This window comes from Pedobacter sp. ok626 (assembly GCF_900100435.1).
GTDB lineage: Bacteria > Bacteroidota > Bacteroidia > Sphingobacteriales > Sphingobacteriaceae > Pedobacter.
The window spans coordinates 98244-111995 of sequence record NZ_FNEX01000012.1 but is presented as its reverse complement, the minus strand read 5'-3'; the positions used below and the strand labels follow the sequence as shown (position 1 = coordinate 111995).

The window sequence follows — 13752 nt, the reverse complement described above, 5'->3', positions numbered from 1 at the left end:
GCGACAAAGATAAAAAAAACAATGTGGCTAGTTGATTAATTCATGATGATCACATTATTGAATAAATTGTAAATTCACGGCATGGAAGAAATAACCTGGAATGACTTCGAGAAAGTTGAATTGTGTGCGGGAACAATTTTAGAGGTCTTTGATTATCCAGAAGCTAGAAAACCCGCCTATAAAGTAAAAGTAGATTTTGGAGAACTGGGCATTAAAATGAGCTCTGCTCAGATTACAAAGCTATATACGAAAGAGGAGTTGGTTGGAAAACAGATTGTGGGGGTGATTAACTTCCCTAAAAAGCAGATTGGTAAATTTATGTCGGAGTTCCTGGTTACAGGATTTGCAGACGAAAATGGAGATATCGTGTTGACCACATTAAATGGGAAAGTTCCTAATGGGAGTAAAATGATATAATACTATCTTTGGCCCATGAGCTTTTATAATTTTTCAGAAGAAGATAACCCTGGCGCCGAAGACGAACATTTCATGCGTTTGGCCTTACACGAAGCACAAAAAGCTTACGAGGCCGAAGAGATCCCGATAGGCGCAATAGTAGTCTGTAAAGGCCGTATAGTGGGGCGTGGACACAATTTAACAGAGCAGTTGAATGATGTGACTGCCCATGCAGAAATGCAGGCGTTTACGGCAGCCTCGCAAACCCTTGGTGGCAAATATTTAAAGGATTGTACTTTGTACGTTACGATTGAGCCTTGTGTGATGTGTGCCGGCGCAAGTTACTGGACGCAGATTGGCAAATTGGTATATGGTGCGCCAGAACCTAAAAGAGGTTTTACGACTAAAGATGCTAGTTTGCTACACCCAAAAACCATCCTGAAAAGTGGGGTCCTGGCACAGGAATGTGGAGCTTTGATGAAAAAGTTTTTCGAAAATAAAAGAGGCTAAACTTGACAAAGTATTGAACAAAACTTAACCCTCGATTGTTATATTTGCTGTTGAAGACGGCAATAGTTCAGTCGTTGGCATAAATTAAATAATTATTTAAACTTAAATCATAATAGTATGGCTTTTGAATTACCTGCGTTACCGTACGCAACAGATGCATTAGAACCGCATATCGATAAATTAACTATGGAAATCCACCATGGTAAACACCACCAAGCTTACGTTACCAACCTAAATAAAGCTTTAGAAGGCAAGCCAGAAGCTACTCAAAGCATCGAAGAAATTGTTAAAAACATCTCTAAATTTCCAGTTGCAGTAAGAAACAATGGTGGTGGTCATTATAACCACTCTTTGTTCTGGGAAGTTATAGGTCCAAATAAAGGTGGTGAGCCTAAAGGTGAATTAGCTGATGCAATCAATGCAGCATTTGGTTCATTCGCTGACTTTAAAACTAAATTTGCTGAAGCTGGTGCAACTCGTTTTGGTTCGGGATGGGCTTGGTTAAGCGTTGGTGCTGATAAAAAATTAGTAGTTTCATCTACTCCTAATCAGGATAACCCTTTAATGGATATCGCTGAAGTAAAAGGTACGCCAATTTTGGGTATGGATGTATGGGAACATGCTTACTACTTGAAATATCAAAACAGACGTCCTGATTACATTTCCGCTTTCTGGAATGTAGTAAACTGGGATGCTGTAGCTGAGCGTTTCAAAAAAGCTTAATTTTCTTCCTGTTTTTATAGCAGGATCAATAATATAATAGGCCCGGATGTTTTGCATCCGGGCCTATTTTTGTGGATATAGGCTGTTTAGATGCCTACCACATCTTTTTTCTTTTTTTGCTTCATCGTTTTTGGGATTACTGCCAGTATTTCTTCTTTCAAAGCATTTAGCATCCTTTTTTTAATGAAGTTTTTGTGCGTTGCAAGGCTAATCTCTCTTACAGGTTCTGGTGATTTAAAATGCCTCACTTTGCTCAACTGCCGGCTATTTAGTTCCTCTAAGGCCAGCTCAGGCAGTAAAGTGGCGCCATTATTCATGTCTACCATCCTAATTAAGGTTTCGACACTGCCTGTATTGTAAGTTAAGCCCTGAAGTCTGTTTTGACTTGTCGAACGGCAGATATTTAACACCTGAGATCGCATACAATGACCTTCATTAAGCAGCCAGATGTTTTCATCTTCCAGGTCATCTGAGTCAATAGTCTTCTTTTTATACAGTTTACTATTTTTGCTGATATAGGTGACAAAGTTTTCGTAGTAGAGTGGTAGCTCCTCTATCGCGTTGTCGCCTAGTGGTGTAGCAAGGATTCCGCAATCCAGTATGCCGGTTTTTAAATGATGTATGATGTCTTCAGTCGTGTACTCCCAGATCAGCAGTTTTAAATCAGGGTATTTTGCCATCATTGCCGAAATTACCCGGGGTAAAAGGTACGGCGCAACAGTTGGAATAATGCCAACCTTTAATTCTCCTGTAACTTCTTGCTGTTGGTTATTGATGATTTCTTTGATCTTTTGACTTTCCTGTAGTACCAGTCTTGCTTGCTCAATAATCTGGGTGCCGATTTCTGTTGGAACAACAGGCTGTTTGCTGCGGTCGAAGAGCTTAACATTTAGCATTTCTTCCAGCTTTTGAACCTGCATACTCAGTGTGGGTTGGGTCACAAAGCATTTCTCGGCAGCACCAACAAAACTTCTGTAAGTGTCTACCGCGACAATGTATTCCAGTTGAACTAAGGTCATATAGCTAAAGTTTATTTTTCTTTAGCGAAGATATCAATTTTAACTATGTTTCTCTAAAAAATCCTGATAAGCTAGCTTAATGCCTTCTTCCAGAGATACTTTGTGTTTCCAGCCTAAGGCATGTAGTTTAGATACATCCATTAATTTACGTGGTGTGCCATCTGGTTTGCTACTGTCAAAAGTTAACTCGCCTTCAAATCCTATGATATTTTTGATCAATATAGCCAGATCTTTTATAGTTAAGTCTTCCCCAGTACCGATATTCAAAAATCCTGTTTCATTATAATTTTGCATTAAGAAATAACAAGCGTCTGCCAGGTCGTCCGCAAATAAGAATTCGCGCATTGGCGTGCCAGATCCCCAAATGTTAACTTCAGCCTGTTGATTTACCTTTGCTTCATGAAACTTGCGAATCAGCGCTGGTAATACGTGAGAATTTTGAGGGTGGTAATTGTCATTGTAGCCGTACAAGTTGGTAGGCATCACTGAAATGAAATTGCAGTTGTATTGAGCGCGATAAGCATCCGCCATTTTAATTCCTGCAATTTTAGCAATGGCATAAGGCTCATTGGTTTCTTCAAGCAGGCCAGTAAGTAAGTATTCTTCTTTTAGCGGCTGAGGTGCCAACTTAGGGTAAATACAGCTTGACCCCAAAAACATCAGCTTTTTAACCCCGTTTTTATAAGCCTGGTGGATTACATTATTTTGGATACATAGATTTTCGTAAAGAAAATCCGCACGGTAGGTGTTATTAGCGATGATGCCGCCAACTTTCGCTGCTGCTAAAAACACATATTGGGGCTGTTCAGCAGTAAAGAAATCTGTAACCGCTTGTTGGTTGCGCAAATCAAGCTCTGCTGAAGTTCTGGTGATTAGGTTGCTGTAGCCTTCTTTTTGTAATTTACGGTAAATCGCAGAACCAACCATTCCCCGGTGTCCTGCAACGTATATTTTTGCGTTTTTTTCCACGTATCTTATAATGAGGTTACAAAAGTACGAAAAGCCCCCATGAATATGTATTATCCTGAAATAAATTCGGCGCGACGAGAGGTATAAAATAACTATTTGCCTAAGTTTGTACAAAAAACAAAATAGTGGGTAAAGATAAATTAAGAAAGTTTGCGGAAATAGACACCTTCCCAAATGTTTATCAGTTGGATGCTGGAAAAGAATTAAAGGGTAAATGGGCATCGCAACATTTTAAAAATGATCATCCTATCGTGCTCGAATTGGCATGTGGTAAAGGAGAATATGCCCTGAGTATGGCAAAGATGTTCCCGGAAAAAAACTTTATCGGAGTTGATCTAAAAGGCAACAGGATATGGAGAGGTGCGCGTACCGGAATGGATGAAGGAATTGCCAATCTGGCTTTTTTAAGAATCCAGATTGAAGATATCATGGAGTTTTTTAGTGAGAATGAGATAGATGAAATTTGGATCACTTTCCCAGACCCACAGCCTCAGGATAGCCGCGAAAAGAAACGCTTAACCTTTCCGGGATTTTTAGATAAATACAAAACCTTCCTGAAACCGGGTGGCAAAATAAATTTAAAAACGGATAACGATGGCTTGTATCTTTATACAGTTGAAAAAGTAGAAGCGCTTGGGTTGAAATGTCATAAAAAAACGGATCAGTTGTATAAATCAGAGTTTTATGATGAGGTGCTTTCTATTAAAACTCATTACGAACGCATTTATTTAAAGCACGACAAAAGCATTAATTATATACAGTTCTCTTTGGAGTAACCACAAACAATAAATGGAACAATCATTTTACGACCAGGTTTTTGAATTGGTAAGGCTAATCCCAAAAGGGAGAGTAACCTCCTATGGTGCTATCGCCAAAAGTCTGGGCGCTGGTGGTTCTGCACGTATGGTGGGCTATGCCATGAGCAATGCTTCATTAGCACATCCCCCTATTCCGGCCCATAGAGTCGTAAATAGTACAGGGCTGCTGACCGGGAAGTTCCATTTTAAAACACCAGATCTAATGCAGGAATTGCTAGAGAAGGAGGGTATTGTGGTTAAAGGGGATAAAATACAGAACTTTAAAAAGTATTTCTGGGATCCGTTACAAGAATTATAATATGGAAAAAGTAGAAGAATCGAACAACGTTAAAGTGCAAATCAGATGTGGATGGTGTGGAACCGACCCTTTGTATGTTAAGTATCATGATGAGGAATGGGGTAAGCCTGTTTATGATGATCAAACGATGTTCGAATTTTTAATTCTTGAGGGGGCTCAAGCTGGTCTCAGCTGGATCACGATCTTGAAAAGAAGGGAAGGGTATAAAAAAGCTTTTGCCAACTTTGATGTAGAAAAGGTCGCTGCATTTACAGAGGCAGATGAAGAACGCTTGATGAACGACCCAGGAATCATTAGAAATAAGTTAAAAGTAAAGGCTGCCATCACCAATGCCAAACTATTTATAGCAATACAGAAAGAGTTTGGTTCATTTTCTGATTATATCTGGGGATTTGTACCGGGTAAGCAACCGATCATGAACAAGGTGCTTACTTTAAAGGATGTTCCGGCCAGAACGGACATATCTGACGCGATAAGCAAAGACATGAAAAAGCGAGGCTTTAAGTTCTTTGGTACCACAATTTGTTATGCGCATATGCAGGCAACCGGCATGGTAAACGACCATGTGATCGACTGTATCAGCAGATAATTTATTTGTGCATATCGTTGTACGCAGCTACGAAGGCCTTGATGAGTTTTGGGTCAAAGCTTTCTGTGGCTTTTATACGCTCTGCAAGATCTTCGTCATTGGTCAGCTTTTGCAGTAATACATTTTTAATTTGCTGGTTTTTACCCTCAGAGTTTCCGCCATTAACAGGAAGCTCTATCATGGGGCCTGTGCCAAAACGTTCTAGAAAATAAGCCGTAGGGGCAGCGGCTCTTGGTTGATCGTCGTCCCGGTTTCTTCCACCACCTATGGTAATGCCTACACCGCCACCCAGTCCGCCAAAACCACCAGTTCCTCCACCTATGCCAATGCTTGGCTGTATACGACGTCTTTTTTCTTGAGGTTGTTCAGCAGCTCCATTTCCACCGATGCTATATAGGTTTACAGCGCCTCGCTCTATAATCTTGAAAAAACGAAGTTCCATGCGCTTCTTGATCACAATAGGTTTGCTTACATAGGTTTCTCCGTTCCATAAAAACTCTTTGATGTCTTTAGCTTTATATGGAGAAATGCTTCCGTCATCATTTTTAAGCATTACAGTAGAGAAGTCTGTACCTTGTATGGTTCCCCTAACAAAGTTTCCTTCCGAAATAACGACAATATCCTGTGCTTTTACCGCAATTGCGGTTATAGAAAGCATCAACATCAAGGCGTATACTTTTATCAATTTCATAGTGATCAAATAACGGAAATTATTCCGTTATTGTTGTGGTCCAACGGAGTATTGTTACCTTTATCCGAGTAATTTTAATTAAAAAATATGAAACGACTTTTTCTTCTTGACGGTATGGCGCTGATTTACAGGGCACATTTTGCATTGAGTAAAAACCCCAGATTTACTTCGGCAGGAGTCAACACTTCGGCAGTAATGGGTTTTGCTAATACCTTAATGGAGGTACTTAAAAAGGAAAACCCAACTCATATCGCTGTAGTTTTTGATACGGCGGCGCCTACAGAAAGGCATACTGATTTTGAGGCTTATAAAGCGCACCGTCAATCTATGCCTGAGGATCTTTCTGCAGCATTACCATATGTTTTTAAGTTGATAGAAGGCTTTAAGATTCCTGTAATTACAAAGGATGGCTATGAGGCTGACGATATCATTGGCACTTTGGCTAAAGAGGCTGAACAAAAAGGCTTTCAAGTGTTTTGTATGACCCCGGATAAAGATTTTGCCCAATTGGTGTCAGAAAATATCTTCATTTATAAGCCAGCACGTATGGGCAATGAAATGGAGATTCTAGGTGTAAAGGAAGTATTGGAGAAATGGGAAATTGAAAATGTAGAGCAGGTTATTGATATTTTAGGTTTGTGGGGAGATGCCGTTGATAATATCCCTGGCATCCCTGGTATTGGAGAAAAGACCGCAAAATCATTGATCAAGCAATACGGTTCGGTAGAAAATATCATAGCACATTCGCATGAATTGAAGGGTAAGCAAAGGGAAAATGTAGAAGCCTATGCAGAACAAGGACTGTTGTCTAAAAAACTGGCAACAATTCTATTAAATGTTCCGGTAGAATTTGATGAGACGGCACTGGAAGTAGAGACACCGAGTAGAGAATTGCTGGAGCCTCTATTTGCCGAGTTAGAATTTAGAACCATTGGAAAAAGAGTCTTTGGGGATGATTTCAATAGAGGAGGCACGACGGTAGTTTCTCAGCAAACAGACCTTTTCGGTAATGCTGTAGGTGAGCCTATAAGAAGTGTTCAAGTGGTTGTTACTCCACCACCACCGATTCATCAAGAAATGGTGCCGCTTAAAACCATAGTAGATACTGAGCATGATTATAAACTGGCTGATACAGCTGAATTGCGCAAATCATTAATTGAGCTTTTGCAACAACAGGAAAGCATTTCTTTCGATACGGAGACTACCGGAACGGATGCTAATCTGGCTGATTTAGTCGGGATGTCATTTAGCATTAAGCCAGGTGAAGGTTATTATGTGCCGGTACCTGCCGATAAAGAAGAAGCACAAAAGATTGTAGATGAGTTTAAACCCGTACTTGAAAACGAGAATATTGTTAAAATAGGGCAAAACATTAAATATGATATGTTGATCCTGAAATGGTATGGCGTTTCCATAAACGGAAGGTTATTCGATACCATGTTAGCACATTATCTGATAGATCCGGATACCAGGCACAATATGGATGTGCTATCGGAGAATTATTTAAACTATTCGCCGATTTCTATTACAACCTTGATTGGTGCCAAAGGCAAAGGACAGGGTAATATGCGTGACGTTCCAGTAGAGCAGGTGGTAGATTATGCTGCCGAGGATTCGGATGTAACTTTACAGTTGGCTAATGTTTTTATGCCAATGCTAAAAGAGTTAAACGCTGAAAAATTAGCGACTGAGGTGGAAAACCCTTTGATTTATGTCCTTGCTGATATGGAAAAAGAAGGGGTGAGGATTGATATGGATACTTTGATCAATTACTCTAAAGAACTGGAATTGGATATTAGAAGGTTCGAACAGAATGTGTACGATAAATGTGGCATTAAGTTTAACCTGGCCTCTCCAAAACAATTAGGAGAGGTGCTTTTTGATAAATTACAACTAGATCCTAAAGCTAAAAAGACTAAAACGGGTCAATATCAAACGGGAGAGGATGTTTTGCTGGCACTGGCGCATAAAAGCGATATCGTTCAGGACATTCTGGATTTCCGTCAGTTGCAGAAGTTAAAATCAACCTATGTTGATGCTTTGCCTTTGCTGGTAAATCCTAGAACCGGGCGTGTACACACGAGTTATAACCAGGCTGTTGCTGCAACAGGAAGGTTAAGTTCAAATAATCCGAACCTGCAAAACATTCCAATTCGTACAGAACGAGGTAGGGAAGTGCGCAAGGCATTTATTGCAAGAGATGAGGATCATATCCTGCTTTCTGCGGATTATTCGCAAATAGAGCTTCGTATTATTGCAGAAATCAGTAAAGAAGAGAATATGTTGGAGGCTTTCAACAACGGAATAGACATTCATACGGCAACAGCCGCTAAAGTGTATGGTATCTCTATTGAAGAAGTTGATTCAACACAGCGTCGCAATGCTAAGGCAGTAAACTTTGGGATCATATATGGGCAATCTGCTTTTGGATTGTCACAGAACCTGGGGATACCAAGAAAAGAGGCTGCGGCAATTATAGATCAATACTTTACTCAATATCCGGGTATCAAAAGGTTTATGGCGGATACCATGAATTCTGCGCGTGAGAATGGATATGTAGAGACAATTTTAGGCAGAAGAAGGTATTTACGTGACATCAATTCGGCGAATCAAACGGTTCGTGGCTTTGCAGAGCGAAATGCTATCAATGCACCGATACAGGGCTCTGCTGCGGATATGATTAAGGTAGCAATGATAAATATCCATAGAGATATCCAAGAACAGGGATTGCAATCAAAGATGACGATGCAGGTGCATGATGAGTTGGTGTTCGATGTGTTAAAAACAGAAGTCGAAGCCATGAAGAATATTATTTCACATCGAATGAAGACTGCAATAAAAACTACCGTTCCAATTGAAATAGAGATTGGTGAAGGTGCTAACTGGTTAGCGGCGCATTAAACGTGTTAGGACTTATAAGTCGGTCGTCATTCTGAATTTATTTCAGAATCTCGCACTAACTATTCAAAATCTGCTAAAGAGTGATCCTGAAATAAATTCAGGATGACGAGCGCAAAAAAATAGCCTGATCATTCAATTGTGATCAGGCTATTTTTGAATAGCATATTTTGCAACTAAAGTTCAATCGTTTCACCAATTCCCGGTAAAAACAGCAACTTGTTCTCTCTTTTAAACTTGGCCATTGCGGCTTCAGTGTCTATCTGGATTGGCGGGAAAGTGTTGTAATGTACGCCAATCACTCTATCACAGTCAATATATTTTGTAGCCACTACGGCATCATCGGCATCCATTGTATAATGACCACCAATAGGAAGTATGGCATAATCTAAATTATATAAGTCTGCCAGAATTTTCATCTCAACGGTTAGTGCCGTATCTCCCGAATAGTATATCGTTTTTCCACCTAGCTCCAGTACAAAACCGGCAGGGTTACCACCATAACTGCCATCCGGATTACTACTTGAATGCGTAGCCCATACCGTCCGTAGCATCCCAAAGTCAAATTTAGCTTTGCCAAAATTTACATCAGTGACATTTTGTACACCCTGTTTTTTGATCCAGTCGGCAACCTCAACGACGGCAATTACTTGCGCTTTGGTTTGGTTTGCAATTGCTACTAAATCGGCAACATGATCACCGTGTCCGTGGCTAACAAGGATATAGTCGGCCTCAATACCTTTGATATCAATGTGCTTCGCTAGAGGGTTGTGGGTGATAAAAGGATCAAAAAGAAACTTTTTGCCATCAGCTTCAAGCATAAAGCAAGATTGGCCATAATAAGTATACTTCATCTGTGTTTTTTATTAGTAAGCGTGCGTATTATTGTCCAAACATACCACCAAGACCACCAAACATATCCTTTGTTGCAGCTTGCATTTCTGTAGCGCTTACCTGATCAGCCTGTGCTAAGGCTTTGTTTATGGCTGTAAGTAGTAACTCTTCTAACTCTTCTTTATCTGCCTGTTTGTAAAAATCTTCGTTAATTTCTACAGATGTAATTGCTTTATTTGCAGTGGCAGTAATGCGTATAGCGCCACCTTCAACTTCAGCAAAAACAGAAATTGTATCCAGGCGTTTTTTTATTTCATCGGCCTTTTGTTGTGCCGCCATCAATTTATCGAACATAATCAGGTTGTTTTTTTATAACAACGAAATTAAAGGAAATTGGTTTAAACTATACCGATTAAAATGAAAAAGAAGCTTTATTTCATCAGTTTGCTATTAAAATCGATAAATAACTTAAAAAGATCGTCGTATTTAGTAAAGGGGAGAGTGCCTGGTAGATCGTAAATGTTGTGATATGCTGCTATGCCGCCAGTGGTGTAAATAAAGAAAGCAGGGACCCCTTTTTCTGAAAAAAAGTAGTGATCGCTGTTTGGCGCTTTGCCTCTGGATTTAATTTTTGCGAGGTAATTATTGGCGTCGTTAATCTGGTTTAGCAGCGTAAATTCCTTTGGGTAGACCGTTGCATTAACCACAGTAATTCCCGTTTCTCCGGTTCCAACCATGTCTATGTTAATTAGAAAGCGGATTTTACTCAGGTCGACCAGAGGGTTTTCTGTAAAGTACTTAGAGCCAATTAATCCCGCCTCTTCTCCCGCAAAGCAGATAAATGCCATGGTATAGGGTGCGGGATTAGCTGCATAATATTTGGCCATACTCAACAAAAAGGATACCCCACTGGCATTGTCATTTGCACCGGGGAAATAAGTTGTACTTCCCATGCCGCCTAAATGATCATAATGAGCTGTGAATACAACTATGGAGTCGGGGTGTGCAGTTCCTTTGACTAGTCCACAGATGTTCTCTGCCTTAAACTCTGGGATAAAGCTGTTTTCGATATTTATATCAAAATTTTCCGGTGTTGTTATGGCCGATTTAATGACTTGAATCTCGGTATGGTCTGTCAGTTTAGTACTTACAGACCAGGTCAGTTTATCTTTCAAGGTTATGACAACTTGGTCTGTTGAAGAAATGAATGTTGAGCTATCTTTCTGTTCCAGCTTACCACTCGCTTTTCCGCCCATACTTTCGGGTTTGACTATAAAGTCCTTCCCGGCGATAAGGGATTTGCCATTTATTTTGAGTTCCATGCTGCCCGGAAATGTATTGACAGGGAACGAGAAATCCTGCTTAAATGTTTTTCCGTCCATCGGACTTAATCCATACGCCTTAAATTGAGCACTGATATAATCAGCTGCCTTGCCAAGTCCATTATTGGTATATCCTCGTCCCCACATTGTTTTGGAGGTGAGCGTATCTAAGATAGTTCTGGTTAACTTAATGTCTTGGGAAAAAGCTATCCCAGGGATAATAAGGCATAGAATGATTAGGCACTTCTTCATATTAAATGGTTTGGGTCTAGGGTTTCGTTGTCTTAGGGTAAATATATAAAAACGGATTAAATATGCTGTGATCTAGGCTAAATCAAACAGAATTGGCCATTTTGTGTTATAAAAGCATCAATTAAAATTATGGATGTACGATCGAATGAACCTTTTTGGCTGGTAAAAAATGGAATAAAGCACTCTTATCCCTCTCTGCGGGAAGATATAGATACAGAGGTGTTAATTGTTGGCGGTGGTATAACGGGGGCGCTAATGGCTCATGCTGCTATAAAAAAGGGCTATAAAACAGTTTTAATCGATAAAAGGGAGATTGCCAACGGCAGCACTTCGGCGACCACATCAATGCTCCAATATGAAATAGATATTCCTTTATATAAACTGAAGCAGATGATAGGGGAGCAAGGTGCTATTGCCAGTTATCTGTCTTGTAGGGATGCTATAGAGAGCCTGCATAGTGTGGTAAATGAAATTCAATCAGGATGTGGCTTTGAAAAAAAACAGTCCGTTTATTTTGCGGGCAATAGTAAAGATGTAAAATGGTTGAAAACCGAATTCGAGACTCGTGAGGCTGCGGGCTTTGTTGTGAAGTGGTTGGAAAAGCAGCAATTATATACAGCCTATGGGCTGGTGGCCGAAGGAGGTATTTTGTCAGAAGATGGTGGAAGCGTGGATGCTTTTCGCCTGACGCATGATCTACTGCACTACAATACCGAAAAGGGTTTAAGGGTATTTGATAAGACCGAGTTGAAAAAGGTAAAGTATGAAAAGGATGGGGTTAAGGTGCAGGTACAGACCGGCGCAGAAATTCGTGCTAAAAAGATCATCTATTGTACGGGGTATGAGACCCAGAATATGCTGCCAGATAAAATTGTGAATTTAAAAAGTACTTATGCGATTATTAGTGAGAAAGAGAATAAGCATACCTCATTCTGTAATAAAACCTTATTCTGGAATACTGATGCGCCGTACCTGTACATGCGTACAACGGACGATGGGCGGTTGCTTGTTGGCGGAGAAGATGTAGATTTTAAAAATGCAATAAAGCGTGATCTGTTGCTTTGCAAAAAGAAAGATCGGTTGACCAAAACACTGAAGAAATATCTTCCAGATGTGACGTTTATAGAGGATTTCTGCTGGTGCGGTACTTTCGGCGAAACAAAAGATGGTCTGCCTTATATTGGTCAACATCCCAAATTTCCGGATAGCTATTTTCTTTTGGGCTTTGGTGGTAATGGCATCACTTTTTCGGTAACTGGAGCAGAGATGATTATTGATATGATGGACGGAATGCCCAATCTTTTATCCCATTATTTTAGGTTCGGACGTTAAGACAAATACACGTTTTTATTATTAAATGATGAAATTCCTTTTTTTAAGGGGTTTAATGGTTTGAGAATGACCGAAAAATGTAAAAAAATTAAAAACGTATTGCACAATTCGATATTTATTTAAACCTTTGCGCCTCAACTCATTCAAATATTTATTATACGCAGAAAATGATCAAACACGCAACGCATAAACTTTCTATTGTTGAAGCAAAGAATATTGCTTCAAGGAGTCTGTTTATTGAACGTTTACAACCCGTGTTTTTTGTGACTACGAACCGGCAAACCTATACGCCGCGGATCTGAGTAAATCCCTTATACCAGGTCATTTACGAAGAGGATTGCCTCTCAAAAAACAATTAATCAAAACATTTATATTTTTTCGTTATCATATTAATGAATATAAACGATTTTATAGTGCAGGTTGCACTTCCTGAACATCGTGTCTTTGCAGAAGAAATCTGTGAGGAGATGGCTGAATCGGCTAAAGCACGAGGAACAGGTATTGCTAAACGCTCTCCGGAGTACGTAGCGGGGAAAATGGTTGACGGTAAATCCGTTATTGCATTTCATAAAGATGGCTCATGGGCAGGATTCTGCTACATAGAAACATGGACTCACGGACAGTTTGTGGCCAATTCTGGACTTATTGTTAGTCCTAAATACCGTAAGGCAGGTTTAGCACATGCCATTAAGGAAAAAATCTTTGAGCTTTCTCGACAGAAGTATCCAAAAGCCAAGATATTTGGCTTAACAACGGGGCTGGCTGTAATGAAGATCAATTCCGATCTTGGCTACGAGCCCGTTACTTATTCTGAACTTACTCAGGATGAGGAATTTTGGAAAGGTTGCCAAAGTTGTGTTAACTTCGAAATATTAAAAATGAAGGAACGCAAAAATTGTATGTGCACCGCAATGTTGTACGACCCAGTGGAACAAAAGCACGACGTAGCAAAGAAGTTTGCTGAGGAACTGCATAAAAAGCCGAAGTTGTACGAACGCTTTATGCGTATTAAGCAAAGATTAGTGCTTAAGACCAAATCTCCAGGTAAGAAGGGTCCTAAATCCCTGTTTCTATTGTTTAGTGTTTTATTTAAATAGCTGT

At 39.9% G+C, this 13752-nt stretch carries 15 protein-coding genes; 9 read left to right on the top strand and 6 right to left on the bottom strand.

Annotation, left to right across the window (positions count from 1 at the left end; all coding sequences use genetic code 11):
• The first annotated feature begins 81 nt into the window (after nt 1–81).
• The 3 genes from BLS35_RS16940 to BLS35_RS16930 all read left to right on the top strand — a co-directional run bounded on the left by BLS35_RS16940 (nt 82) and on the right by BLS35_RS16930 (nt 1629).
• Nucleotides 82–417: a tRNA-binding protein gene (locus BLS35_RS16940; RefSeq protein WP_090783222.1), complete on the top strand. Its 336-nt coding sequence runs from the start codon at nt 82–84 to the stop codon at nt 415–417.
• Between the two features lie 15 nt (nt 418–432).
• Nucleotides 433–906 carry a nucleoside deaminase gene (locus tag BLS35_RS16935; protein WP_090783220.1) on the top strand — a complete coding sequence of 158 codons (474 nt, stop codon included), beginning with the start codon at nt 433–435 and terminating at the stop codon, nt 904–906.
• Between the two features lie 117 nt (nt 907–1023).
• Nucleotides 1024–1629 carry a superoxide dismutase gene (locus BLS35_RS16930; protein ID WP_090783218.1) on the top strand — a complete coding sequence of 202 codons (606 nt, stop codon included), beginning with the start codon at nt 1024–1026 and terminating at the stop codon, nt 1627–1629.
• 86 nt (nt 1630–1715) lie between these two features.
• Here the strand turns inward: BLS35_RS16930 and BLS35_RS16925 are convergent, their stop codons facing one another.
• Both BLS35_RS16925 and BLS35_RS16920 read right to left on the bottom strand, forming a co-directional pair.
• Nucleotides 1716–2648, bottom strand: a complete 933-nt coding sequence (locus BLS35_RS16925; protein ID WP_090783216.1) for a hydrogen peroxide-inducible genes activator — start codon at nt 2646–2648, stop codon at nt 1716–1718.
• Nucleotides 2649–2687: 39 nt separating this feature from the next.
• Nucleotides 2688–3839 (bottom strand): GDP-L-fucose synthase, encoded by a 1152-nt coding sequence (locus BLS35_RS16920; protein WP_256375305.1) that lies wholly within the window; start codon nt 3837–3839, stop codon nt 2688–2690.
• On the opposite strand from BLS35_RS16920, the gene trmB reads away from it, so the two are divergent.
• The 3 genes from trmB to BLS35_RS16905 are packed head-to-tail and all read left to right on the top strand — an operon-like array spanning nt 3743 to nt 5322.
• On the top strand, nt 3743–4393 hold the full coding sequence (trmB, locus tag BLS35_RS16915; protein WP_090783212.1) for a tRNA (guanosine(46)-N7)-methyltransferase TrmB: 651 nt from the start codon (nt 3743–3745) through the stop codon (nt 4391–4393). The genes BLS35_RS16920 and trmB overlap by 97 nt on opposite strands.
• Nucleotides 4394–4406: 13 nt before the next feature.
• Nucleotides 4407–4733: an MGMT family protein gene (locus tag BLS35_RS16910; RefSeq protein WP_090783210.1), complete on the top strand. Its 327-nt coding sequence runs from the start codon at nt 4407–4409 to the stop codon at nt 4731–4733.
• Between the two features lies 1 nt (nt 4734).
• Nucleotides 4735–5322 carry a DNA-3-methyladenine glycosylase I gene (locus tag BLS35_RS16905; protein WP_090783208.1) on the top strand — a complete coding sequence of 196 codons (588 nt, stop codon included), beginning with the start codon at nt 4735–4737 and terminating at the stop codon, nt 5320–5322.
• 1 nt (nt 5323) lies between these two features.
• Here the strand turns inward: BLS35_RS16905 and BLS35_RS16900 are convergent, their stop codons facing one another.
• On the bottom strand, nt 5324–6013 hold the full coding sequence (locus BLS35_RS16900) for a hypothetical protein (protein ID WP_090783206.1): 690 nt from the start codon (nt 6011–6013) through the stop codon (nt 5324–5326).
• Between the two features lie 87 nt (nt 6014–6100).
• On the opposite strand from BLS35_RS16900, the gene polA reads away from it, so the two are divergent.
• The gene (gene polA, locus BLS35_RS16895) at nt 6101–8914 is read left to right on the top strand and encodes a DNA polymerase I (RefSeq protein ID WP_090783204.1); all 2814 of its coding nucleotides are present in this window, start codon (nt 6101–6103) and stop codon (nt 8912–8914) included.
• A 173-nt stretch (nt 8915–9087) separates the two neighbouring features.
• On the opposite strand, the gene BLS35_RS16890 is transcribed toward polA, so the two are convergent.
• The 3 genes from BLS35_RS16890 to BLS35_RS16880 form a co-directional block, all read right to left on the bottom strand.
• Nucleotides 9088–9765: a metal-dependent hydrolase gene (locus BLS35_RS16890; RefSeq protein ID WP_090783202.1), complete on the bottom strand. Its 678-nt coding sequence runs from the start codon at nt 9763–9765 to the stop codon at nt 9088–9090.
• 28 nt (nt 9766–9793) lie between these two features.
• Nucleotides 9794–10099, bottom strand: a complete 306-nt coding sequence (locus BLS35_RS16885) for a YbaB/EbfC family nucleoid-associated protein (RefSeq protein ID WP_090783200.1) — start codon at nt 10097–10099, stop codon at nt 9794–9796.
• Nucleotides 10100–10176: 77 nt separating this feature from the next.
• Nucleotides 10177–11319 carry a M28 family metallopeptidase gene (locus BLS35_RS16880; RefSeq protein ID WP_090783198.1) on the bottom strand — a complete coding sequence of 381 codons (1143 nt, stop codon included), beginning with the start codon at nt 11317–11319 and terminating at the stop codon, nt 10177–10179.
• A 129-nt stretch (nt 11320–11448) separates the two neighbouring features.
• Between BLS35_RS16880 and BLS35_RS16875 the strand changes: the two genes are divergently transcribed.
• Together BLS35_RS16875 and BLS35_RS16870 are read left to right on the top strand one after the other, a co-directional pair.
• Nucleotides 11449–12651, top strand: coding sequence for an NAD(P)/FAD-dependent oxidoreductase (locus BLS35_RS16875; protein ID WP_090783196.1), 1203 nt, complete (start codon nt 11449–11451; stop codon nt 12649–12651).
• 392 nt (nt 12652–13043) lie between these two features.
• Nucleotides 13044–13748 carry an N-acetyltransferase gene (locus BLS35_RS16870; protein WP_090783194.1) on the top strand — a complete coding sequence of 235 codons (705 nt, stop codon included), beginning with the start codon at nt 13044–13046 and terminating at the stop codon, nt 13746–13748.
• Nucleotides 13749–13752 lie beyond the last annotated feature (4 nt).